The organism is Bacillus sp. 1021 (assembly GCF_014534735.1).
Lineage (GTDB): Bacteria > Bacillota > Bacilli > Bacillales > Bacillaceae > Bacillus > Bacillus siamensis.
Genome location: NZ_JACVSR010000001.1, coordinates 1164415 through 1187155, shown reverse-complemented (window position 1 = coordinate 1187155; position 22741 = coordinate 1164415). Strand labels below are relative to the sequence as shown.

24 protein-coding genes and 4 pseudogenes are annotated in these 22741 nt (G+C 43.3%); 22 read left to right on the top strand and 6 right to left on the bottom strand.

Annotation, left to right across the window (positions count from 1 at the left end):
- Nucleotides 1-71 precede the first annotated feature (71 nt).
- From ICW23_RS05650 to ICW23_RS05605, 10 genes and pseudogenes are all read left to right on the top strand, one after another.
- A complete protein-coding gene (locus ICW23_RS05650; protein ID WP_016936690.1) occupies nt 72-554 on the top strand; it encodes a glutathione peroxidase in 483 nt (160 codons plus the stop codon).
- A 37-nt stretch (nt 555-591) separates the two neighbouring features.
- Nucleotides 592-1024: pseudogene (locus tag ICW23_RS05645) on the top strand (HD domain-containing protein).
- A 68-nt stretch (nt 1025-1092) separates the two neighbouring features.
- Complete coding sequence (locus ICW23_RS05640; RefSeq protein ID WP_016936689.1) at nt 1093-2226, top strand: conserved virulence factor C family protein; 1134 nt, start codon at nt 1093-1095, stop codon at nt 2224-2226.
- A gap of 258 nt (nt 2227-2484) precedes the next feature.
- Complete coding sequence (gene ilvD / locus ICW23_RS05635; RefSeq protein ID WP_016936688.1) at nt 2485-4161, top strand: dihydroxy-acid dehydratase; 1677 nt, start codon at nt 2485-2487, stop codon at nt 4159-4161.
- A gap of 81 nt (nt 4162-4242) precedes the next feature.
- Nucleotides 4243-4677, top strand: coding sequence for a BrxA/BrxB family bacilliredoxin (locus ICW23_RS05630; RefSeq protein ID WP_003153619.1), 435 nt, complete (start codon nt 4243-4245; stop codon nt 4675-4677).
- Between the two features lie 39 nt (nt 4678-4716).
- Nucleotides 4717-5487 (top strand): class I SAM-dependent methyltransferase, encoded by a 771-nt coding sequence (locus ICW23_RS05625; RefSeq protein WP_016936687.1) that lies wholly within the window; start codon nt 4717-4719, stop codon nt 5485-5487.
- Between the two features lie 264 nt (nt 5488-5751).
- Nucleotides 5752-6360, top strand: coding sequence for a YpjP family protein (locus ICW23_RS05620; RefSeq protein WP_188154163.1), 609 nt, complete (start codon nt 5752-5754; stop codon nt 6358-6360).
- A 99-nt stretch (nt 6361-6459) separates the two neighbouring features.
- Nucleotides 6460-7254: a thymidylate synthase gene (locus ICW23_RS05615; RefSeq protein ID WP_016936685.1), complete on the top strand. Its 795-nt coding sequence runs from the start codon at nt 6460-6462 to the stop codon at nt 7252-7254.
- On the top strand, nt 7251-7736 hold the full coding sequence (locus tag ICW23_RS05610; RefSeq protein WP_095241690.1) for a dihydrofolate reductase: 486 nt from the start codon (nt 7251-7253) through the stop codon (nt 7734-7736). Before ICW23_RS05615 ends, ICW23_RS05610 begins: the two co-directional genes overlap by 4 nt.
- A gap of 15 nt (nt 7737-7751) precedes the next feature.
- The gene (locus tag ICW23_RS05605) at nt 7752-8372 is read left to right on the top strand and encodes a lysophospholipid acyltransferase family protein (RefSeq protein ID WP_188154162.1); all 621 of its coding nucleotides are present in this window, start codon (nt 7752-7754) and stop codon (nt 8370-8372) included.
- Between the two features lie 41 nt (nt 8373-8413).
- Here ICW23_RS05605 and trhA read toward each other — a convergent pair whose 3' ends face one another.
- Nucleotides 8414-9052 carry a PAQR family membrane homeostasis protein TrhA gene (gene trhA, locus ICW23_RS05600; protein WP_016936682.1) on the bottom strand — a complete coding sequence of 213 codons (639 nt, stop codon included), beginning with the start codon at nt 9050-9052 and terminating at the stop codon, nt 8414-8416.
- Nucleotides 9053-9067: 15 nt separating this feature from the next.
- Nucleotides 9068-10054, bottom strand: a complete 987-nt coding sequence (locus ICW23_RS05595; RefSeq protein ID WP_060962504.1) for a sigma 54-interacting transcriptional regulator — start codon at nt 10052-10054, stop codon at nt 9068-9070.
- A 184-nt stretch (nt 10055-10238) separates the two neighbouring features.
- Here ICW23_RS05595 and ilvA point away from each other — a divergent pair, with 184 nt between their 5' ends.
- From ilvA to ICW23_RS05570, 5 genes are all read left to right on the top strand, one after another.
- Nucleotides 10239-11507 (top strand): threonine ammonia-lyase IlvA, encoded by a 1269-nt coding sequence (gene ilvA, locus ICW23_RS05590; protein WP_045926138.1) that lies wholly within the window; start codon nt 10239-10241, stop codon nt 11505-11507.
- Nucleotides 11508-11599: 92 nt separating this feature from the next.
- A complete protein-coding gene (locus tag ICW23_RS05585) occupies nt 11600-11851 on the top strand; it encodes a DUF2535 family protein (protein WP_047474519.1) in 252 nt (83 codons plus the stop codon).
- A gap of 98 nt (nt 11852-11949) precedes the next feature.
- Nucleotides 11950-12531, top strand: coding sequence for an SCO family protein (locus ICW23_RS05580; protein WP_029575231.1), 582 nt, complete (start codon nt 11950-11952; stop codon nt 12529-12531).
- A 77-nt stretch (nt 12532-12608) separates the two neighbouring features.
- A complete protein-coding gene (locus ICW23_RS05575; protein ID WP_016936677.1) occupies nt 12609-13364 on the top strand; it encodes an SGNH/GDSL hydrolase family protein in 756 nt (251 codons plus the stop codon).
- A gap of 9 nt (nt 13365-13373) precedes the next feature.
- Complete coding sequence (locus ICW23_RS05570) at nt 13374-13937, top strand: YpmS family protein (RefSeq protein ID WP_016936676.1); 564 nt, start codon at nt 13374-13376, stop codon at nt 13935-13937.
- A 50-nt stretch (nt 13938-13987) separates the two neighbouring features.
- Here the strand turns inward: ICW23_RS05570 and ICW23_RS05565 are convergent, their stop codons facing one another.
- Nucleotides 13988-14413, bottom strand: coding sequence for a MarR family transcriptional regulator (locus tag ICW23_RS05565; protein ID WP_188154161.1), 426 nt, complete (start codon nt 14411-14413; stop codon nt 13988-13990).
- Between the two features lie 133 nt (nt 14414-14546).
- On the opposite strand from ICW23_RS05565, the gene msrA reads away from it, so the two are divergent.
- Together msrA and msrB are read left to right on the top strand one after the other, a co-directional pair.
- Complete coding sequence (gene msrA, locus ICW23_RS05560) at nt 14547-15080, top strand: peptide-methionine (S)-S-oxide reductase MsrA (RefSeq protein WP_016936675.1); 534 nt, start codon at nt 14547-14549, stop codon at nt 15078-15080.
- A 1-nt stretch (nt 15081) separates the two neighbouring features.
- Complete coding sequence (gene msrB, locus ICW23_RS05555; RefSeq protein WP_016936674.1) at nt 15082-15516, top strand: peptide-methionine (R)-S-oxide reductase MsrB; 435 nt, start codon at nt 15082-15084, stop codon at nt 15514-15516.
- A gap of 41 nt (nt 15517-15557) precedes the next feature.
- On the opposite strand, the pseudogene ICW23_RS05550 reads toward msrB, so the two are convergent.
- A pseudogene (locus tag ICW23_RS05550) lies at nt 15558-16178 on the bottom strand (polysaccharide biosynthesis protein); the annotation flags it as partial.
- Nucleotides 16154-17838 (bottom strand): annotated as a pseudogene (locus ICW23_RS05545) (recombinase family protein). The pseudogenes ICW23_RS05550 and ICW23_RS05545, both read right to left, overlap by 25 nt.
- A gap of 720 nt (nt 17839-18558) precedes the next feature.
- On the opposite strand from ICW23_RS05545, the gene ICW23_RS05540 reads away from it, so the two are divergent.
- Both ICW23_RS05540 and ICW23_RS05535 read left to right on the top strand, forming a co-directional pair.
- Nucleotides 18559-19185 (top strand): hypothetical protein, encoded by a 627-nt coding sequence (locus ICW23_RS05540; RefSeq protein WP_016936671.1) that lies wholly within the window; start codon nt 18559-18561, stop codon nt 19183-19185.
- 23 nt (nt 19186-19208) lie between these two features.
- Complete coding sequence (locus tag ICW23_RS05535; RefSeq protein WP_016936670.1) at nt 19209-19529, top strand: hypothetical protein; 321 nt, start codon at nt 19209-19211, stop codon at nt 19527-19529.
- 125 nt (nt 19530-19654) lie between these two features.
- Here ICW23_RS05535 and ICW23_RS05530 read toward each other — a convergent pair whose 3' ends face one another.
- Complete coding sequence (locus ICW23_RS05530; protein WP_188154160.1) at nt 19655-20620, bottom strand: thermonuclease family protein; 966 nt, start codon at nt 20618-20620, stop codon at nt 19655-19657.
- A 171-nt stretch (nt 20621-20791) separates the two neighbouring features.
- Here ICW23_RS05530 and ICW23_RS05525 point away from each other — a divergent pair.
- The 3 genes and pseudogenes from ICW23_RS05525 to ICW23_RS05515 form a co-directional block, all read left to right on the top strand.
- Nucleotides 20792-21382 (top strand): annotated as a pseudogene (locus ICW23_RS05525) (T7SS effector LXG polymorphic toxin); the annotation flags it as partial.
- A 69-nt stretch (nt 21383-21451) separates the two neighbouring features.
- Nucleotides 21452-21790 carry a GNAT family N-acetyltransferase gene (locus ICW23_RS05520; protein WP_223152202.1) on the top strand — a complete coding sequence of 113 codons (339 nt, stop codon included), beginning with the start codon at nt 21452-21454 and terminating at the stop codon, nt 21788-21790.
- Nucleotides 21791-22122: 332 nt separating this feature from the next.
- Complete coding sequence (locus tag ICW23_RS05515) at nt 22123-22458, top strand: YolC/YozM family protein (protein ID WP_016936667.1); 336 nt, start codon at nt 22123-22125, stop codon at nt 22456-22458.
- Nucleotides 22459-22741 lie beyond the last annotated feature (283 nt).

Below are 22741 nucleotides of genomic sequence, written 5' to 3'. Positions count from 1 at the left end.
AAGCGGTTTCCGTTTGTTTTGCATTGTAAAACAGTTAAAATAAATGAAGAATGAAAGTAGGAGGGGCGCAGATGACAATCTACGACATAAACGTACGGACCATAACTGGTGAAGACATGACGCTATCGGCTTACAGGGGCAAGGTGCTGATCATTGTGAATACAGCGAGCAAATGCGGGTTCACGTCCCAGCTCAAGCAGCTTCAGGAGCTCTATGATACATACCGGGAGGAAGGGCTTGAAATATTAGGATTTCCCTGCAATCAATTTATGAACCAAGAGCCTGGAAACGAGGCGGAAATTCAGGAATTCTGTGTGAAAAATTACGGCGTCACATTCCCGATGTTTGCGAAAGTGGATGTCAATGGAGCAGACGCTCACCCTCTTTTCACATATTTGACGGAGAAGGCGAAGGGGATGCTTGGCACAAAGGCGGTCAAATGGAATTTCACTAAGTTTATTGTGGACCGAAACGGCGAGGTCACCGGGCGTTTTTCTCCAAACGTCAACCCGAAGGAGCTTGAAGATACAGTACAGAGGCTTTTGGCTCTATAAGAGGTGACACGGTGAACGAAAAGAAAAAGAACAGCTTATCAATGAAAGAACGGGCCATGACTGGCTTCATTCCCGGATCGCAACACTTCCTGTTTGTATTGCAAAAGAAGAAGGCGCACCGAGGCGGCCGCGCTGGTTCATGGTCTAATTGATGATAACCCAAAGAAAGCCTGACGGCGGGCGGAGTGACAGAACAGCTGGCTGCTTTCAACATCGCGCATGACTCCATTCAGGAGATTGCGGATATGATCACGGGGATGTCATTTTTGCACAGGGAACCGCTGAAAAAACGGCCGCTTTCATTGGAAGGAAAAGTTATTCAGGATGCAGACATGCTTGATGCGATCGGCGCTGCGGGTATCGGCTTAATGAATACAAAAACAGGAGCCGGATTGGCAGAGGAGCAGCATCAATTTCTATTGCAGTTTGCCGCCCGCATTCCAAAAGAGGCCGGCATGGCAAAAAGCTAAGCGGGGCAATAGAACGCTTGTGCAGGCTGTGTTAGAATAAGTGTCAGATTGTGCATAGGAGGACCAATATGAAGATTAAATCAATAGAACCGACGCCGAGTCCGAACACGATGAAAGTGATCTTGACTGAAGAGCTTCCGGCCGGCAAAAGCAACAATTATAAGCCGGATCAGGCAGAAGATGCTCCGGCCGTCGTACGTGATATTTTAAAGATTGAGGGAGTAAAAGGCGTTTATCATGTTGCTGATTTTTTGGCTGTGGAGAGAAACGCCCGTTTTGACTGGAAGGAAATTCTGCCGCAAGTCCGATCAGCCTTCGGAATGGAACAAACGGAGCAGTCTGAGAGCCGTTCTGAACAGGAATCATTCGGAGAAGTGAAGGTTTTCGTCCAAATGTTCAGCGGAATCCCGATGCAGGTCAAATTGACAGACGGCGAACGTGAAGAACGGTTCGGCCTTCCGGAACGTTTTCAAGAAGCCATATTAAAGCTGCGTTCAGAAGCCTCAAATGTCGTATTTGAGCGCTCCTGGAAAGAACAAGGCGTCCGCTTCGGAGATTTTACCGAAATCGGACACGATGTCACAGAAGAGCTTCAGGCTGCTTACAGTGATGAGCGGCTCAAACGCCTGACCGAAGCGGCCGCACAGCAAAAAGGTGAGGCCAAGCCGGCAGTGCAGCGGAAAGCTTATAAAGTGACACCGGATATGCTCGATGATGAAGACTGGAAACAGCGCTATGCCCATCTTGAGCAAATGGACCCGGATGAAGACGATTTACCTGTATTGGAAAAAGCGCTTCATGATCCGAAGACCTCGATCAGAAGACAAGCCGTCGTCTATTTAGGAATGATCGAAAAGCCGTCTGTGCTTCCGCTGCTATACAAAGCGCTTGAAGACAAAACGGTGACGGTCAGAAGGACGGCGGGTGACTGCCTGTCAGATATCGGCGATGCGAGCGCCATCCCGGCAATGATAAAATCGCTCAGTGACTCAAGCAAGCTCGTGCGCTGGCGCGCGGCCATGTTTTTATATGAAGTCGGCGATGAAACAGCGCTGGAAGCATTAAAAGCGGCGGAAGACGATCCGGAATTTGAAGTCAGCCTGCAAGTCAAAATGGCGATTGAACGGATTGAGCACGGAGAAGAGGCGAAAGGTTCAGTCTGGAAACAAATGACTGAAAGCAGAAAAAAAGAACAGCAGTAATAAAAAGGTGCGCCATGCACCTTTTTTATTTGAATTCACTTTTTATAAAAATTATTTAGAATATTGTTGAAAAATGATTCAAAACTCTATATAGTAAGTACAATATTAATTGTTGGAGGGTTTTTATCGAGATACAAAAAGAATACGAAAGCGGACAGGGCGGAAACGCTGTAACTGGAGATATATACAGAATGCGCCCTTAAATAAACTGAAAATTTTAAAAATATCGCACAGTCTAAAAACAGTAGGGGGATCACCATGGCAGAATTACGCAGCAACATGATCACACAGGGAATTGACAGAGCGCCGCACCGCAGCCTGCTTCGCGCTGCCGGCGTAAAAGAAGAAGACTTCGGCAAGCCGTTTATCGCGGTCTGCAATTCATACATCGATATCGTTCCCGGACATGTTCATCTGCAGGAATTTGGAAAAATCGTAAAAGAAGCAATCAGGGAAGCGGGCGGAGTGCCTTTTGAATTTAACACCATCGGAGTAGATGACGGAATCGCAATGGGGCATATCGGCATGAGATATTCGCTGCCGAGCCGTGAAATCATTGCCGATTCAGTTGAAACGGTCGTCTCGGCGCACTGGTTTGACGGAATGGTCTGCATTCCGAACTGTGACAAAATTACGCCGGGAATGCTGATGGCGGCTATGCGGATTAATATCCCGACCATTTTCGTCAGCGGAGGGCCGATGGCAGCCGGCCGCACAAGCGACGGCCGCAAGATCTCGCTTTCTTCAGTATTTGAAGGCGTCGGCGCCTATCAAGCCGGGAAAATCGGTGAAGGCGAACTGCAGGAGCTGGAACAGTTCGGCTGTCCGACGTGCGGATCTTGTTCAGGCATGTTTACGGCAAACTCGATGAACTGTCTGTCTGAAGCGCTCGGTCTGGCGCTTCCGGGCAACGGAACAATTCTTGCGGCTTCTCCGGAAAGAAGAGAGTTTGTGAGAAAATCAGCGGCTCAATTGATGGAAACCATCAAAAAGGACATTAAGCCGCGCGATATCGTCACCGAAAAAGCGATTGACAACGCGTTTGCGTTAGACATGGCTCTCGGCGGCTCAACCAACACAGTGCTTCATACGCTTGCGCTTGCCAATGAAGCGGGAGTCGAGTACTCATTAGAACGCATTAACGAAGTGGCAGAACGAGTACCTCACTTATCGAAATTGGCGCCGGCCTCAGACGTCTTCATTGAAGACCTGCACGAAGCGGGCGGAGTCTCTGCGGCCCTTAATGAATTGGCGAAAAAAGAAGGCGCGCTTCATCTTGACGCGCTGACTGTGACAGGCCGGACACTCGGAGAAACAATAGCAGGTCATGAAGTAAAGGATTATGACGTGATTCATCCGCTTGACAATCCATTTACCGAAAAAGGCGGTTTGGCCGTGCTGTTTGGGAATCTGGCTCCGGATGGCGCCATTATCAAAACAGGCGGCGTACAAGACGGGATTACAAGACACGAAGGCCCCGCTGTCGTCTTTGATTCCCAGGATGCCGCGCTTGAAGGGATTATAAACCGCAAAGTAAAAGAAGGAGACGTTGTCATTATCCGTTATGAAGGTCCAAAAGGAGGCCCTGGCATGCCGGAGATGCTCGCTCCGACTTCTCAGATTGTCGGAATGGGGCTCGGCCCCAAAGTGGCGCTTATTACAGACGGACGTTTTTCAGGGGCGTCCCGCGGCCTTTCAATCGGCCACGTATCCCCTGAAGCGGCTGAGGGCGGCCCGCTCGCATTCGTCGAAAACGGAGACCATGTTATCGTTGACATAGAAAAACGGATTTTGGATGTGCAAGTGCCTGAAGAAGAATGGGAAAAACGTAAGGCGAATTGGAAAGGCTTTGAGCCGAAAGTCAAAACAGGATATCTTGCCCGGTATTCCAAACTCGTGACAAGCGCCAATACGGGCGGAATCATGAAAATTTAAATCAGCGGCCTGAACAATTGAATTCCGGCTCCCTCTATAGTATCCTTGACATCATATAAGGATTTTAGAGGGGGCTTTTTTATGTCAATGGCTTATGAAGAATATATGCGCCAGCTGGTCGTGCCGATGCGCCGCGAGCTGACGGGCGCGGGTTTTCAGGAATTAACGACGGCGGAAGAAGTGGAAAGCTTTATGGAACAAGCTGAGGGCACGACATTGGTCGTTGTCAACTCCGTGTGCGGCTGTGCCGCGGGTCTTGCCCGTCCGGCTGCGACTCAGGCTGTTTTACAGCATGAAAAAGCGCCTGATCATACGGTTACCGTATTTGCCGGTCAAGATAAAGATGCGACTGCAAAAATGCGTGAATATTTTACGGGGCAGGAACCTTCCTCGCCATCAATGGCGCTGTTAAAAGGGAAAGAGGTCGTTCACTTTATTCCCCGCCACGAAATCGAAGGGCATGACATGGAGGAAATTATGAAAAATCTGACAGATGCCTTCGATGCACACTGCTGAAATGCCCGAATTCCGGGCATTTTCTTTTTGGAGAAATAAATGATCACAACCAGTTACAGACCTAGCGAATATACGATACACATAGCACAGTCTCTCAGTGACAGGCTGGGTGACACCTATTGCAGCCGCAATAAACAGCCCATTGAAAAAATGCTGGAACGAGCGGCAAACGATCTTTTGGTCATTGGAAAGGAACGGTTCGAACTTTACACGAAGCAAGGGGAAAAGTTCTTTTTTCACCCGAATACAGCGATGTTCCGGGCAAAGCGGTTTTTGAGAGGGGAAGCCGAGCCGATGTTAAAAGCAGCCGGTTTACGCGAAGGGGACTCCTTTTTAGATTGTACGCTCGGCCTGGCATCCGATGCGATTTTGGCAAGCATGGCTGTCGGAAAAAGCGGACAAGTAATCGGCCTGGAGAAAAATGAGCTTGTCTCATTGCTTGTTAAAACAGGCCTTCAAACGTGGGAAACCGGTATTGAACCGCTCCAAGCCGCCATGAAACGCATTCAAGTCAAGCGTGCCGACTGCGCCGATTATTTGCGGGAGCTTCCTGATTCATCGGTAGATGTCATCTATTTTGACCCGATGTTTCACGAACCTGTTGAAACGTCAGACGGCATTGCGCCGCTCCGTGCGCTGGCAGAAGAAGGTTTTAACGAAGAGTGCATCACGCAAGCCGTTCGGGCGGCGAAAAAATCTGTAGTGCTTAAAGACCATTGGAAAAGCCCGCGGTTTGAACGATACGGCTTCAAGGTGCTGAAAAGAAAAACGGCGCTTTTCCACTTCGGTGTCATTCATGTAAGCTCATGATATCATGAGCTTTTCTTTCGTTAATCAGTGATTTCCATGACGACAAAATAAAGCAGCGTGAGAAGTGATACAGTCGCAAATAAAGCGTTAATCATCTCATCCCCTCCTTTTTTCTCTTTCTTATTGTAAGCGGTTTAGCCGCTCGGTCACAGTTACCAATTTCCCATATTGTATGATCATGCGCTTCCGGACATGACGCCGCGCTTTGTTCTATGCTAGAATATAGGGACAAGAGGACAATAAAACAGAGGGGAACTATCTATCATGAAATTGTGGATGAAAAAGACCCTTGTGGTTCTGTTTACCATTGTAACGTTCGGGCTCGTGTCTCCTCCGGCTGCTCTGATGACAGACAAGCCTTCAGGACAGTCGAGCAGTCTTGAGCAGAATGATTACACCGCTTTTTATGATGAACACTCCCTGCCGGGGGAAGAGAAGGCAGGGCGGGAGCCTGAATTACCGTTTCAATCGTATCAGCAGCAGCTTCTCGGTGATGCTGAAAATCAAGCATTTTTAAAATTCGGCAGCAAAATCTCTCCGGTCATTGAAGATGATTACAGAAGTGAAATTCTGCCGAAAATCGAAGATGTGATCACAGGACATTTAGCCAAGTTTCGAGATGATGAAGCGTATCAGGATGTGGTCATTTCCAGCAAGCCGTCGGCCGGAAAAACCGAAAAAATTTTTCATGTGTATAACAGGCTGACGGGTGAAGATCTTTTAAGATTCCACGTCCGCCGGGATCATCCTCCGCAAGACGGCTACTGGTTTAATTTTCATTACCATACCGCTGAAGACGGATTCCAATCACACCATGAGCTCGGCAGCATTTATTGGGACCGGAATACGCCGCCTGACTGGATGAGCGTGTAATAACGTGAAGAAATAAAAAAATCATTTCTGAGAAATTTTGCAGAAATGATTTTTTATTGTGTTACACTACTAAAAGACTACGTTAAAAGGATGAAAAAGATGAAACAATATAAAGATTTGTGCCGTCATGTGTTAGAAAACGGAGAAAAAAAAGGAGACCGTACGGGAACGGGCACGATCAGCACGTTCGGCTACCAAATGCGGTTTAACCTTCAGGAAGGTTTCCCGATGCTTACGACGAAAAAGCTCCATTTTAAATCAATCGCGCACGAGCTGCTTTGGTTTTTAAAAGGAGACACGAATGTCCGCTATCTTCAGGAAAACGGAGTACGCATCTGGAACGAATGGGCCGATGAAAACGGAGAGCTTGGACCGGTTTACGGCTCTCAATGGCGCTCATGGCGCGGAGCGGACGGCGAGACGATTGATCAAATCTCCCGGCTGGTTCATGACATCAAGACCAATCCGAATTCCCGGCGTTTAATCGTCAGTGCGTGGAATGTCGGCGAAATTGATCATATGGCGCTTCCTCCTTGCCACTGCCTGTTTCAGTTTTATGTCGCTGACGGAAAACTGTCGTGCCAGCTTTACCAGCGGTCGGCGGATGTCTTTCTCGGCGTGCCGTTTAATATCGCGTCTTATGCGCTTTTAACAATGATGATCGCGCATGTGACGGGTCTTGAACCGGGTGAGTTTGTTCATACGTTCGGAGACGTCCACATTTATCAAAACCATGTGGAACAGGTGAATTTGCAGCTGACAAGAGATGTCCGCCCGCTGCCGAAACTGCGGTTTGCGCGCAACGTTGATTCTATTTTTGATTTTACGTTTGAAGACTTTATCATTGAGGATTATGACCCGCATCCGCATATAAAAGGAGCTGTCAGCGTATGATTTCGTTTATTTTTGCGATGGATGAAAACCGGCTGATCGGAAAAGATAACGATCTGCCTTGGCACCTTCCGGACGATCTCGCATATTTCAAAAAAGTGACGACGGGACATACCATTGTGATGGGGCGGAAAACGTTTGAATCAATCGGACGTCCGCTTCCGAATCGGCGTAACATCGTTGTAACTTCACGGGACGAATCCTTATTTCAAGGCTGTACGGTCGCTTCCTCGGCTGAGGAAGTGCTCAAATTGATCCCGGGGAATGAAGAATGCTTTGTAATCGGCGGCGCCCAGCTGTACAGTGCGCTCTTTCCATATGCGGACAGACTCTACATGACTAAAATTCATCATGTCTTTGAAGGTGACCGTTTTTTTCCGGAGTTTAATGAAACTGAATGGGAATTGACATCTCGCAGACAGGGAGTAAAAGATGAAAAAAACCCTTACGATTATGAGTACCTTGTATACGAGAAAAAGAAATAAGCAGGGGGACAAGAATTGATTCGGTACGGCTGCCTTGTGATGTACGTTGTATTTATGTTCATGAAAAATATTCAGGAATATATCAATCTAAAAGAGCTTGACCCGCGGCTTTCTTTTCAAAAACAGATGAAACGGGTGTACGAACAGCCCAAAGCGTTTATGAGAGGCTGCATTGACTTGTCGGGATCGGTAATCAGCATTCATCATGATCGGCCGATACCGGACGGACCTGTATTGTATGTGCATCCCAGATTAGGTGTGGGTGATCTTGTGCTGCTTGCGGGACATCTTGAAGATCCGGCTGGTTTTATCGCCGGCAAGAAAGCTTTTCGGATGCCGTTTCTGGGGAATTGGCTGAGACTGATGGGTGTCATTTGTGACGGAGAAAGCCGGGACGTGCGTCAGGAGGCGGAAGTCAGCCTGCAAAAAGGACAAAGCCTGATTCTTTCTGAAGACGGCAAAATCAATCCGGAGGAACTGGCCCTGCGTTTTGATCTTCCGATTGTTCCGGTCAGCACAACGGGAACAGACCGGCTGCTTCGGGGCAGATTCTTGAAACGGCTGAAACCGGCTGACATTGAATTGCATGTCAAGCCCGCTTATTATCCGGCCGTTCAAAAACGGCTCCGTGCATAAAAAAAGCACAGTCTCTTTACGAGAGGCTGTGCTTTTTTATTTCAGATAAAGGGAACTTTGACACAATAAAATAAAATACAGAAAAACATTGAGGCGCTGCCGCCTAAAACAAAGCTGTGCCAAATGGCGTGATGAAACGGGATCTTTCTCCAAATATAAAAAACGGTGCCGGCGGAATATAATAAGCCGCCGAGAAGAAGAAGGCCGAATCCCGGGCCTGACAGCGAAGCGTACAGCGGTTTAATGGCGACGATAATCAGCCAGCCCATCATTAAATAGACAAGCGTTGAAAAAATGATAAACCGCTTCACGAAAAAGATTTTAAACACGATGCCTCCGAGGGCAAGCGACCAAACGATAATTAAAAGAGTCAGGCCGAGTGCGCCTTTAAGCGGCCCTAATAAAAATGGCGTATATGTCCCCGCTATCAAGACGTAAATCGCGGAGTGATCCACAATCTCAAGAATGTCTTTCGTTTTTTTATGCTGAATGCTGTGCAGGAGAGTCGAGCTGAGATACAGAAGCAGCATTGAGGCGCCGAAAATCGAGAAGCTGGCGATGTCTGTCGGCGATCCGTATTTTACCGCGAAGATAATGAGAAAAATCAGCGCCGGAATCGACAGCAATACACCGATTCCGTGTGTGATGGCATTTGCGATTTCTTCTTTAATCGTGAACAATCAAATGTCCTCCTTTTAAAGGATTTGTTTTTGCAGTGACTGCAAAAAGCCTAACCCTTCTATTGTGATTTTTGTTCCTGCGCGTCCCCGGCCTTTTGTGACATAGTTCATCTTTTCTAAGTAATCAAGCCTGTTTCTGACCTGCTGAGGCGTCAATGTCATTGTGCCGTTCTCACTTAATTCGGATATGCTCCGTCTGCTGGCGGGTTCGCCTTTGGCATTTAAGCCTTTGATTGATTCCAAAATAAACAAAAATTCTTCTTTCTCCATCAATGTCAGGCGCTTTTCTTTTTTCTTGGCGGTTTTCGCTTTCTGGCTGTTTTTGATATAGGGCGGGACATCCTCGGGATAAATCGTACCGCCGGAGGCTGCCGCAGCCATATAATGCGCCGCGTTTTGAAGCTCTCTAATGTTGCCGTTAAAGGTGTGCCGCTCAAACAGCGGATAAACGGACGGATCGAGATGCAATTGCTGCCCAGAGGCTGCCAGCATATGCTGAAGAAGGAGCGGTATATCGCCTTTTCGTTCAGATAGAGCAGGGAGCTGAAGGCATAACACGTGAAGCCTGTAAAATAAATCTTTGCTGAACGTGTTTTCCGTATCGGCAAGATCAGCCGTGCTGCTTGCAATGATGCGGGCGGAAAGCCCGGCATCAAGCTCCGAAAGAAGGCGGGCCTGTACCGACAGCGGCATGTCTCCGATTTCATATAAGAATAATGTTCCGCGGCGGGCCCTATTTAATGCACCTTCAGCACAGAACAGTTCATGATTGAGCCGCTCTTCGCTTTGGCTGCAGTGAACGGTAATAAATAGTTCGCTGTTTCTGCGGGATTTATGGTGGATCGCTGCGGCCATTTGTTTTTTTCCGGTTCCGACTTCACCCGTGATGAAGACCGGCAGATCCGATAAGGCGAATTTGGCGGCCAATCGTTTCGTTTCTAAAAAGGATTTATGTTCGCCGGCTAGCTGATGAAAGGGATCAGATTGTTCAATTACAGTCATGAATTGGCTCCTTTTGGTTCTAATTGGTTTAAGTATAACATGTTTTCACCTTTGAAAATATCTTTTTCTTATGAATCGGTTTATTTAATTTTATTTACGAAATTCAAATAATTATCTTATTATTTGAATATTCATGTTATAATGGCATATTAAATAGGGATTTAAATAAGAAAGGACTCTGTAAATGAAACCGTTACTTAAAGAAGACTCTCTCATCCAGGTAAAAGACATTTTAAAAGCGCACCAAAACGTAAAGGACGTTGTGATACATACGCCTTTGCAGAGGAATGACAGACTTTCTGAGAGATATGACTGCAATATCTATTTGAAAAGAGAAGACCTTCAGGTGGTCAGATCATTTAAGCTCAGAGGGGCTTATAATAAAATGAGACAGCTCTCAAAAGAGCAGACTGAAAACGGAATTGTCTGCGCCAGTGCGGGAAACCACGCGCAGGGGGTTGCGTTCTCATGCAAACATCTCGGCATTCACGGCAAGATTTTTATGCCGTCAACCACACCGAGACAAAAGGTATCTCAAGTGGAGCTGTTCGGAAAAGAATTTGTTGAAATCATATTGACGGGTGACACTTTTGATGATGCATATAAGAGTTCTGCGGAATGCTGTGAAAAGGAAAACCGCACGTTTATTCATCCGTTTGACGATCCGGATGTCATGGCGGGGCAGGGAACGGCTGCCATTGAAATTTTAAATGACATTGACGTTGAGCCGCATTTCCTCTTTGCGAGTGTAGGGGGAGGAGGACTCCTTTCCGGTCTCGGCACGTACATGAAAAACATTTCGCCGGAAACAAAAATCATAGCGGTGGAGCCGAAGGGCGCAGCTACATATTTTGAATCGAAAAAAGCCGGACAAGTCATTGAACTTGAGAAAATCGATAAATTTGTTGACGGGGCGGCTGTGAAAAAAATCGGCGCGAAAACTTTTCAGACGCTTGAAACCGTAGTTGATGACATTCTTCTTGTCCCGGAAGGAAAAGTGTGCAGCACAATTCTCGAATTATACAATCAATGCGCCATCGTAGCTGAGCCGGCGGGCGCATTGTCCGTGTCGGCACTTGATCTGTACAAGGAAGAGATTAAAGGAAAAAACGTCATCTGTGTGGTCAGCGGAGGGAATAACGACATCGGCAGAATGCAGGAGATGAAGGAACGCTCCATGATTTATGAGGGGCTGCAGCACTATTTTATCGTCAATTTCCCGCAAAGGGCGGGAGCGCTTCGCGAATACCTTGATGAAGTGCTCGGGCCTGATGATGACATCACCCGGTTTGAATATACGAAAAAAAATAACAAAAGCAGCGGACCTGCATTGGTCGGTATTGAGCTGAAACATCGGGAAGATTACGGCGCGCTCATTGCCCGGATGGACCAAAAAGGATTTCATTACGTAGAAGTGAATAAAGATCAGGACCTGTTCCACCTGTTAATCTGACTTTTTTTAGAACGGCCGCGCAAAATGACAGACACGCTTTCTCAGATTGTATATAATAAAAAGAAAACAATCGAAAAAGAAGGATTGATATCTTGTTACTCAAAAGCCTAGAGTTCAAACGACAGGACGGGATTCAGGTGAAAGTGACAGAAATACCGGTTGTCACGAAAGGTGAACATTATTTTTTTCAAATTCATCGGCACCTTGAGCTTTATTTGAGAGAAGTTTTTGCTTCACGAAGTGTGAGAACAGTGTATTCATTCCGGCAATATGTTAAGCGCCGTATGAAGTGGAAAGATTACGAGGCCGTTTTCAACCAAGAGGTATTAAAACATAACGCATGACGGCGCGCATTCCTTAGCGCCCTCCTTTTGATAAGGGAGGGTGCGGGGATTTTTTTATGATGAATGCTGTAAGCGTTTTATCCATGGGGGGAATGGAAATGAAAAAAATGAAAAGCTTCGCTGCCGTCATCTGTTTGCTGCTCTTGTGCGCCTGCGGGGGGAAGACGATAAAAGACCCGCTGAACTATCAGATTGAGCCGTTTTCATATCAGAACCAAGACGGAAAAACAGTGTCACTGAAAAGCCTGAAGGGGCATGTCTGGATTGCGGATTTTATGTTTACAAATTGTAATTCGGTCTGTCCGCCGATGACAGCCCATATGACTGAACTGCAAAAAAGACTGAAGGCTGAGAACCCGGATGTGCGGATTGTGTCGTTCAGTGTAGATCCTGAAAATGATACGCCTAAACAGCTGAAAGCATTTGCTTCCAAATATCCGCTTTCACTTCGCAACTGGGATTTTCTGACCGGTTACAGCCAAAAGGACATTGAAGATTTTGCGCTGAACAGCTTTAAAGCAATCGTCAACAAGCCGAAGGGGGAAGATCAGGTCATACATAAAACTTCTTTTTATTTAGTCGGACCTGACGGCAAGGTGCTTAAAGATTATGACGGCGTGCAGAAAGTTCCGTATGATGACATCCTCTCAGATGTCAAAGCGGCTGAGAAGCTCAAGTAAACTGGCAGATTAGACATTTTCAAATCTGAAAAAACATGTTACACTTTCCACTAGTAGACGGGGAAGGAGCAACCAGATTGAAGCTGCGAATGTTCTCATTGATCGCCGGACTGGCCTTGCTTTTATCAGCTTGTTCTGTCCAGCGCACCGGTTCTGATGCTGAAGAACCGAAAACGAAAGATCATATTGTCATAGCTGCGGTCGGAGATTCATTGACTGAAGGAGTAGGAGATTCTGACGGTTCAGGATACGTCGGCAAGGTGGCGGATTCCCTTAAGAAAAAGGGACATGTGAAAACAGTAGATATTAAAAATTATGCGGTGCAGGGCGACAAGACGTCTGACCTGCTTAAAAAGCTTGATGATAAAAAAGTGCAGAAATCATTGAAGGGCGCCGACTATATCTTTTTTACCATCGGCGGTAATGATTTAATGAAGGTGCTCCGCCAGAACGTTATGCAGCTGACGGTTCAGCCGTTCCAAAAAGAAGAGAAACCTTTTGAAAAACGGTTCAAGGCGATCATTTCAAAAATACGCAAATACAATCAAAACGCTGAGCTGGTGTATGTCAGCATGTACAATCCGTTCACATTTACGCTGCCTGAGTTAAAAGAGATTAACGGGGTTGTGACTGATTGGAACCAGATCGCCGCAAAAGAGCTGAAAAAAGATCCTCACGCCGCCGCGGTGAATGTTGAAGACTTGTTCAGTCAAAAAAGCGGCAGCAGCCGGATTTCAAAGGATGATGATTTTCATCCGAATGCAAAAGGGTATGCACTCATCGCCGATCGATTGTACGGCACTATTGAAAAACAAGGGTTACCAGCAGAATAGGGTGAAATGATGAAGAAATGGAAATCGCTGTTTTTTATTCTTCTTGCACTCAATGTGATTGCCGCCGCGGTAATCGTGACATTGATGGTTATGCCGGGAGAACAGGCGAAAATACAAGATGAGACAAAAAGCGAGTACGGCTTTCATATCACCAGCTCCAAAGAATCACTTGCCAGGTTTGTGAATTCGTACTTAAAAGAGAAGGCATCGAATCAGCTTGACTACAAAGTGGATATCAATAACGACGTGCACGTAGCCGGTAAAATCAAGGCGTTCTCAACATCCATTAATGCGGTTGTCACATTTGAACCGTCCGTACAAAAGAACGGAGATGTGGTTCTGAAAGTGACGAAGTTTTCATTAGGTGAATTAAGCCTTCCGATCAGCTTTGTGCTGAATTATATGGACAGCTTTTACGAACTGCCGTCATTTGTGCATGTTCACCCAAGTGATAAAAGCATTGAGGTCCGTCTGTCGGAAATGCCATTAGACAACGGTATGTATGTTAAGGCTGATAAAATCAATCTCGACACGGATGAAATTGAATTTTCCTATTATCATCCGAAGCAATAAGTTTTCATAAAAAAACACAGATCCTTTCTGGGATTTGTGTTTTTTACGTTTCAGCGTTTTTTATCCAGCTTGCTGAACAGTTTGATTAACGTTGCGAGCTCTTCATCAGAGTAGCAGTCAAACCGTTTAAAAAAGTATTCTGTTTTTTTCTGGTTGAAATGATCGACAATTTTCTCCCCGTCTTCCGTAATATGGATTCTGATAATTCGTCTGTCCTCTTTAGAACGGATGCGGGTGATCCATTCCTTTTCTACTAAAGCGTCGGTCACTGCGGTAATGTGGCTTGCGGAGACCTCAAGAATGGGAGCGAATTCCGTAACTTTTTTAGGGCCTTGTTCACTGAGAATCCGTAAAATGGTGAATTCGTTCCTGGACAGCTCTTTATCTAGAATTTCATTAACTTCATTTCTGATTTGTTTAAACACTTTTCGAAGCAAAGCTTCCATATGATACATCATTTGTGTTCTTACTTTCAAATCATGAACCTCCAATATGTAGTCAGCGCGGTATTCGGCTTATGCTTCCCCTGAAGAAAGCAGAATTATTTTTATTCTGTTTATACATGCTATAATATAATAATACCACGTATGAACAAAGGAGGGCACCCGTATGTCAGAAAAAAAAGAAATCGCCACATTTGCAGGCGGCTGTTTTTGGTGCATGGTGAAGCCGTTTGACGAACAGCCTGGAATTGAAAGAGTGGTGTCCGGCTATACAGGAGGCCATACTGAGAATCCGACTTACGAAGAAGTGTGCAGTGAAACGACCGGCCACAGGGAAGCCGTTCAAATCACATTTCAACCAGACATTTTCCCGTATGAAAAGCTTGTCGAGCTGTTTTGGCAGCAGATCGACCCGACTGACGCAGGCGGCCAGTTTGCGGACCGCGGCAGTTCATATCGGGCGGCGATTTATTACCATAATGATGAACAAAAAGAGATAGCTGAAGCCTCAAAAAAACGGCTTGAAGACAGCGGCATCTTTAAAAAGCCGATCGTGACAGACATTTTAAAGGCTGAGCCTTTTTATGAAGCGGAAGGCTATCATCAGCATTTTTATAAGAAAAATCCTGATCACTACGGGCGCTACCGTGTAGGCTCCGGACGTCAAGGATTTCTGGATGAACATTGGAGGGACAGATAGGATGGCTCTAAATAAAGAAGAAAAAATCAAATCATTAAACCGCATGCAATACGAAGTCACGCAAAACAACGGAACAGAGCCGCCATTTCAAAATGAATTTTGGGATCACAAAGAAGAGGGGCTTTATGTTGATATCATTTCAGGAAAACCCCTGTTTACTTCTCTGGATAAATTCGATTCTCATTGCGGATGGCCGAGTTTTACCAAACCGATTGAGGAAGAAGAGGTTGACGAAAAACTGGACACGAGCCACGGGATGGTCCGGACGGAAGTGAGAAGCAAAACAGCGGACTCCCACTTGGGCCACGTTTTTAATGACGGCCCTGGGCCGACCGGTCTCCGTTATTGCATTAACTCTGCGGCACTCCGTTTTATTCCGAAGGATAAGCTGAAGGAAGAAGGCTATGAAACCTATCAGCATTTATTTGAGAAATAGAGCTCAGCAATGAGGCCTGCCGATTTAGACAGGCCTTTTTTCTATGCTTTTTTTTCTTCATGTAATCGTTCAATTATCTTTACGACTGTGTCTGTTGTGATGAGCGGCGCTTGATCGGATTGATATCTGGGGAGATTGACCTTCCTGAATTCAGGGTGTTTGGCGGGGTCCGGCAATATCGCGTAAAGATTGCCCCATTCATATAAAGATTCCGTTTCATGAGGAGAGGTCAGTTCTTCGTGAAGTTTCTCCCCGGGGCGTTTTCCTACTTCAACAGCGGCGGGGCGCGGCAGTCCGTGCCGGATCGCATATTCCTCAAACCCGTGAAGCAGTTCTTCAAGCCTCAGGGACTCCATTTTAAAAATAAACGTTTCTCCGCCCTTTGTAATCGCCGCAGATTGCAGGGTAAGCATTGCTGCGTCATCAATCGACATAAAAAACCTCGTCATATTTTTATCCGTAATGGTGAGCGGGCCGCCATCCATCAGCTGTTCAAATAATATAGGAATAACAGAACCGCGTGAACCGAGGACATTGCCGAAGCGGACCGAACAAAACACCGTACCGCGGTTTTGAACATGATGATTAGCCTGATGAAACAGCTTCTCGGACAACAGCTTCGTAGCTCCCATTGTGTTTACCGGAGAAACGGCTTTATCGGTTTTTTAAGATATTTACTGCATTTTGAGGGACTATCAGTGACGGTGAGATCGAAAACGAAAAATTAAACCTTAGGATGGGGGTGATTTCAAACTGAGCTGGAATTGGCCCTTTTCTTTTTTGTGTCATATTAACGATAACATCTTTGAAGACCATTCTTAATAGCGCGTTCTTTTTCTCTGTGCTTGATTCAATGTGATATTGATCAATTATCTTATTGATGTTGTTTCTGACTGTATTACTGTCTATTTCTGTTTGCGCTTCCTGAGTTCCATTGACCTCATTCTTGGCAATCTGGAGTTCTGCAAATTCTTCATCTAAAACAGCTTTTCTTTTCAAAAAAAGTTCATCAGTGTAAATGCCGCTTTCATATTTCTCGAAGATAAAATTCTCTTTGTTTTTTAATTCTTGTTCTTTTTGTGAAAGATGTTCACATATTTGCTTCTTTGTTTTCACATTATTATTTCCGTCTTCGTATTTAGAAATCATTGAAATGATATGTTTTGTTAAAGTCTTATTATCTAAGTTGTTTAAAGAAGAGAGGTAATCCAGAATGGCATTTTCAACATCGTTATATCTCACATACGTACATTTATTCTTTTTGCAAGTGAGTGATTTAACGTGATAGACACTTTTGGTGCCGTTTTTATTTTCACGCGTTCGCTTAGTTTCGTATTTAGATAATGGTTCACCGCACTTGGAACAAGTGCATACGCCTGCCAATTCACTTAATTCCAATGTATTTTTATTAGGCAGCAGGGGGACTTTGTTTGCAATTTTCTCTTGTGATTGTTGAAATTGTTCTTGATCTATTATGGGGGCATGTGCATCCGGTACTACAATTTGTTCCTTTTCAGGTCTAATTGTTCGTTTACCGTCTTTTGTTTTTTCTCTAACCTTATATTTAACAGTTCCGATATACGCTTCGTTTTGCAGAATTGCTTTAATTGTGTATTGATTCCAGCGCTTTTTTCCTGATGGAGTAGGTATTTGTAATTTTGTTAAGTGAGAAGCAATCGCTGTATAACTATAATCTTTTCCATTCAATCCATTTAAAAAGATGTTAAAGATGAATTGAACGACTTTTGCTTCTTCCTCGACGGGGACTAGTTTGGATGTTTTTTTGTTTAACCTGTATCCAAAAGGCGCTAGTCCGGAAATCCACTTCCCTTGTGCCGCATATGTGTATTTAGCCCCTGTCATACGCTCTCTGGTCATTTCAAATTCTTCTCTGGCCATAAATAATTCAAAACGAATCTGACGCATGTCTGCAGGATTTCGAGGGTCATAGACTTTATATGGTGTAATGATAATCAATCGCTTGCTTTGAAGAAGGTTAACTATTTGTCCAGCATCACTGTAGCTACCGCGGCTGAGTCTTGTTAATTCTTTAACAGCAATTGCCTGGTACTTGCCTTCCTCGAGGTCTTTAAGACATTCTTTAAAAACAGGGCGACCCTCAATGCTTTCTCCTGACCCGATTTCCATTTTTAATTCATAGGGGATTTCAATCGACTTCAGTATTTTATTCATGAGTTCTTTTTGTTCAGTTAGCGTATCTTCGCCTGTTCTTTTTTCTCGCTCCATATCCTGACGAGAGCGTCTAAGATAACCCAAAATATTTGTAATGTTGTAAGAATTAACGATGTTTTTTAACTCCAAAAAATCAGCACCTCCTCTTTATTGTATTTACTGTAAAAACAGAAGTATTCGTACAATATTCTGTCTGACATTGAATACGAAAATAGCCTAATAAATTGTAAGGGCTGTATTCTTTGAGATCCATTCTAATCGTATTCATTTTTTAATTAAACGCCGACTGTCATTAACAGGGTTTTTATTTTGTTCATTTAATCCTTATATGGAAGCGCTTAAGAGAAACTATAACTTGAACACTAAATAAAATAAGCAAAGAACTTAAAACGGTGGGGGACATATCAAAGGAACTTAATATCCCAGACTGGAGTATTCTGAATCTATTTAAGGCAAAAAAAGTGGACAAGCTTTCTTACCCTGAATTGTCAAAGAGGTGAGAGCAAAGGACTTTGATCTGCTATACGATTTGCATTTCAATAAAAAAATGAGTCTAAAAAAAGTTGACCGGAAATATGCCTATTCGCCTCCCTATATCCGTCAAGTTTTTAAGGATCAAGGAATTGAGCACTTGGCGTTTAAAAATCAGAATAAGAATTAGATATATTAACGGATGCATTAATTCTAAAAGCATCTAAGACTGTTTTTGAGAACAGTCTTTTTTGTGTAGTAAATATATCTTAAATTGTGAATAAATATTTGTTCACCGTAGTGATTTCTGAACGGTTTCAAACGTAGGACTGCCTTACCTTTTTTAAACGAATATAATAATAACAGGAAAAAATATAAATGTTTTATGGTATGGTGTTCAATGTGTTAAACAATAAAATTAGGGATAAAGGAGAGTTCAAATTGAAAAGCCTATTTGCTAAAATTCTTTTTATGTTGCTAGCAGCGGTTATAGCCATCCCGACTGTTGGAGCTTCGGCCTCAGAAGTGAAAAAAGCGAGTACTTCTAAACAGGACATGCAATTTACTTATAATCCAACCGAGCTTCAAAAACTTGCTAAAGAATACTCAGTCCCGGCAGTTAAAGAAAAAGGTATTTTAAATGCGGCCGAAGAATTAAAAGGTCTCGAAAATGGTAGTTCACAAGATCAAATGAGTACTATGGGAGCTAAAAGCGCTGCCGCTAAAGAAGCGATTAAGGTTATTAGAGGACTGGCAAATAATGCTTGGGCAAAAGACATATTAGGCACAATGTTCGGAAAATCTACGGTAAATAAGATTATTAAAAATACAAACAAAATTTGTAAAGTTCTCGAAGATATAACCGGAGCTCCTAAAGAGGTTGCTGCTATGGCAAGAAAACAAATCCCACCAGCAATTAAAGGTGCTGTTGGGGCAGGAGTTGCTGAAACAATTGGCATGGCAGTAGAATATATCATCCTTGCTGCAGATTATCTTGTTCTTTAAATTTTAAAATTAAAGGTGATAACATGACTGGAAATCGTTTTGTAGACTGGTGTAACGAGAATAACCTAAATTCTGAAGATGAAACTTTTCTCGTCCAGTTGTCAGCTGCATTTTGTAATTATGAAAATGATAAAGCGAAAGAAATGAGTAAGCAATTATTCATTAACCGATATGGTGAAGAGCTTGGAATTAGCTCTCTTAAAGGAGAGCATCGATCAGAATATGAAGAGATTATTCGTACTTATGAAAAGCATAATCACAGGCAGGGGGAAATTAATATAGATGAACTGCTGCAGGCATTATTTGAGACGGAGATGATGTTATCTTTAAAAGAAAAATTTTGATAAAATCCTAATTGATGTATCATAGGGGTTTAATCAGCCACTATAGACCACAGAGTCCCTCACACGCTCTGTGGTTTTTGAATGTATCCAAATAAAAAAAGAAGCCCCAGAGGACTTCAAAATAATTAATTCTTCTCACATGCATAGTTGTCATTATCCCGATCCATTTTAGATGTATAAGCAGGGTGAGTGCTTGGTACACCATGCGGATATTTCTTTCTCAGCTCTGTGCAGTTTGCAAAGTGTTCAGTTCCCCCAGCAGAAGGGGAGGCTTGTGCAGAGTTAGAAGAGCTGCTTGATGCTGAACTGCTTGAGTTCGATTGATGTGTCTCGGATTGGTGTGTTGTAACTGACTTTTGAGCCGGCTTAGATACACTTACTGATTGCTTCGGTTTCGTTACGCAGCCATTAAATCCTTTATCAGTTGCATAGCCATTCTTACTCCAAATCTTCAAGTCCTTATCTTTCGCAGCCTGCTCATCTTTCTTATACGTGTCTAAATACTTCGTGTTTGGCTCATACACATAAGCTACTCGTGCTAATCCTTCTTTAAGCAGTGTTTCTTGTACTGATTTGCCATCTGCATAAACGTAAGCCAGCATTCTGCCATACTTGTCTGTATGATCTCCTTTATCAAACTCCAGTTGAAGCTTGCCCTTGTTAACCAGCTGTTTGTTTCTTGCTGAAGCATCCTCACCATATGGTTGTACGCAAGAGTTTGGCTTCTTAATTTTAGGCGTGTCAATAAGTAAATAACGAACAGTTTTGACTTCGCCTTTATAGTTAACTTTAATCGTGTCTCCGTCAACCGTTCTGTTTAGTGTTACATCGACCAGCTTTTTCTTATTGTCAGATGTCTTTTTATCCGACGAATCCTTCTTTGAAGCATTTTCGACTTTTTCATTCTTGTCATTAGTACTTTTGTCGTTTGATTGAGTGTCGGTCTTTGTCTCTTTTGCATTCTTTTCTTCTTGCTGCGTTGTTTTAGCTTTGTCTGAATCTGTTTTATCTGTAGAAGCAGAATCAGACCCACATGCCGCCAAAGAAAAGCTTAGAGATAATGCGCCAATACCTAACAGCCATTTCTTCAATGTAATTCCCCCAATTTGTTTGTTCTGTCTCTATATCGGACAAACCTTCCTGATTATGAATATAAAACCGAATATTGTAAATTTGATTTTAGGTAAACATCTGATTTTGAAAATCGAAGAATCTAAAACTATGGTAAAAATCAGATAAGATTAAGTGGAAAGGAGACGTAAATGAAGGTATTTGAAGCATCCTCGTTAATCTCAGCAGCGGAAAAGCGAGCAAAAGAATACGATAAGGTCAGGGAACAATTTATCAATCTCAGAAAAGCATTTCAGGGAATGGCTGATCTAGATGACAGTGAGTTTTCGGGCAAAGGTGCTGATAACATCAAAGCATTCTTTCAAGATCACGCTGGTGTCACAGACAGCTGGCTTGATCTGATCGATATGAAGATTGCTTTTCTTAGCAGTCTTTCTGGAAAAGTAACTGATGCGGGATTGGCCGATTCGTTTGTGGAAGAGTCCTTTTTAGAACATGAGCTGATTCATGCGAAGAATAAATCAAAAGCTATCATGCAGGAGCAACGGAATGAAATGAGAGATATTCTTAATGAGATAAGCGATATCATTCATCTTGATGTTTTCTCGACAGAGGATGTCGATCAAAAGCTGGATTCTGCAGATAAGAAACGGGACAGTACCATACACAAGCTTGGAAAGCTCGATCATGATCTAACGAAGGAATACGCAGAAACCGAAGCGAACGACAGTTCATCCAGGCCGATTTTCAACAGCTTCAACACGGAACAGAGAAAGCGAAAAAGCGTAACCCCTGCACAGCGAGGTCGGTATTTTATGCCGGAAATTCTTTAAAAGAGAGGGGGAGAGGTTATGGTTTCGTACCAAATAAAGAAATTAAAACCCGAAGACTACAATAAGTGTAATAATATTTGGGACATGGAAAAGAAAATGGCTAAGGTGTTTTATGACGAATTAGTAAGCGGCAACAGAATTACTTTTATTTACTTAGTGAATGACGAGTTTATAGGAGAAGGATCGTTAGTTTTTCGAAACGATGACCCAGATTATACCATTCTGAATAAACGCGTTTATCTTTCTCGTATGATTGTTAAAGAAGGATATCGAAATCGGGGGATAGGTGGCATTATTGTTGATTATTTGATTGATTATGCTCAACAACTTGGATATGAGGAAATAACACTCGTGTAGATACAGATAACTTAAACGCAAGGCATCTATATGAAAAGAAGGGTTTTACAACCGTATTATTTCTTGGTGAAGATGAATATGGTGAATATGTAAAACTCCTAAAAGAATTAAAATAAAATTCACGAGAATTATGGTGAATGTATGGGAGGTTACTTTCACAAACGGTGACAGACCGTATCTTATGCTAATCTAATTAGAGTCGTTATTTAAGAGGCGTATTAGCATTTATCCTCTCAAAACCAGTCTGTAATGAAATAAGATACTGTTAGTTTATAGAAAATAATTCCTATTTTGTGTTTTTGTGGTATTATCGAAATAAAAAGGATGAGACAATGAAAAAGAAATTAATTGGAGTCTTGATTATTGTTTGTTCTGTGCTCATGTATAGCATAGGTTCACATCCTCTTAAAAATCAAAGATCCACTGAGGAAGTATTACAAAGTGCATGGGATGAATTTGGCTTATTTAGCTATGGGATTGGAGAAACAGACCCAGTCATATCAATTGGTATGGATAAAACAAAAAGTGAAGAAGAATTACGGCGCTATTTAAACGACAATTTATCTGAGGAAGCCAAAGAAGAATATAAAGTTGAGATCCTTAAAAAGGATATTAATATTTTAGAAAGACAGCATGAAAAGTATTTGGGAAGTAATAAAGCATATTAATACATTGAAGATGCTTATCGAAACCAAATAAAAATAATGGTTTTATTCATAAACAAAGTTTTGCAAATCATTTCAATGGTTTCATTTCCAAAGGGGATGAGCAAGACTCCCTTGAGTGAGCATGCTTTAATGTACAGGAAACTTTATACACTAGTCCCATTTATATGTCGTTAAAAACCTCATACAGTTACCTAAACGAAAAGAACCATGTTAGAAATAGGTTCTTTTTTTGTATTTAAGTTAAATATCTCGCTGTAATTACCGATAAATAACATGTGAAATA

Bases quoted from the DNA above. Each gene is read 5' to 3' on its own strand.
- ICW23_RS05515 (WP_016936667.1), top strand. From the start codon at position 22,123: ATGAAAAAGAAATTAATTGGAGTCTTGATTATTGTTTGTTCTGTGCTC.
- ICW23_RS05520 (WP_223152202.1), top strand. From the start codon at position 21,452: ATGGTTTCGTACCAAATAAAGAAATTAAAACCCGAAGACTACAATAAG.
- ICW23_RS05640 (WP_016936689.1), top strand. From the start codon at position 1,093: ATGAAGATTAAATCAATAGAACCGACGCCGAGTCCGAACACGATGAAA.
- ICW23_RS05610 (WP_095241690.1), top strand. From the start codon at position 7,251: ATGATTTCGTTTATTTTTGCGATGGATGAAAACCGGCTGATCGGAAAA.
- ICW23_RS05570 (WP_016936676.1), top strand. From the start codon at position 13,374: ATGAAGAAATGGAAATCGCTGTTTTTTATTCTTCTTGCACTCAATGTG.
- ICW23_RS05650 (WP_016936690.1), top strand. From the start codon at position 72: ATGACAATCTACGACATAAACGTACGGACCATAACTGGTGAAGACATG.
- ICW23_RS05580 (WP_029575231.1), top strand. From the start codon at position 11,950: ATGAAAAAAATGAAAAGCTTCGCTGCCGTCATCTGTTTGCTGCTCTTG.
- ilvA (WP_045926138.1), top strand. From the start codon at position 10,239: ATGAAACCGTTACTTAAAGAAGACTCTCTCATCCAGGTAAAAGACATT.
- ilvD (WP_016936688.1), top strand. From the start codon at position 2,485: ATGGCAGAATTACGCAGCAACATGATCACACAGGGAATTGACAGAGCG.
- ICW23_RS05625 (WP_016936687.1), top strand. From the start codon at position 4,717: ATGATCACAACCAGTTACAGACCTAGCGAATATACGATACACATAGCA.
- ICW23_RS05595 (WP_060962504.1), bottom strand. From the start codon at position 10,054: ATGACTGTAATTGAACAATCTGATCCCTTTCATCAGCTAGCCGGCGAA.
- ICW23_RS05535 (WP_016936670.1), top strand. From the start codon at position 19,209: ATGACTGGAAATCGTTTTGTAGACTGGTGTAACGAGAATAACCTAAAT.
- ICW23_RS05615 (WP_016936685.1), top strand. From the start codon at position 6,460: ATGAAACAATATAAAGATTTGTGCCGTCATGTGTTAGAAAACGGAGAA.
- ICW23_RS05540 (WP_016936671.1), top strand. From the start codon at position 18,559: ATGTTTTATGGTATGGTGTTCAATGTGTTAAACAATAAAATTAGGGAT.
- msrA (WP_016936675.1), top strand. From the start codon at position 14,547: ATGTCAGAAAAAAAAGAAATCGCCACATTTGCAGGCGGCTGTTTTTGG.
- ICW23_RS05630 (WP_003153619.1), top strand. From the start codon at position 4,243: ATGTCAATGGCTTATGAAGAATATATGCGCCAGCTGGTCGTGCCGATG.
- ICW23_RS05620 (WP_188154163.1), top strand. From the start codon at position 5,752: ATGAAATTGTGGATGAAAAAGACCCTTGTGGTTCTGTTTACCATTGTA.
- msrB (WP_016936674.1), top strand. From the start codon at position 15,082: ATGGCTCTAAATAAAGAAGAAAAAATCAAATCATTAAACCGCATGCAA.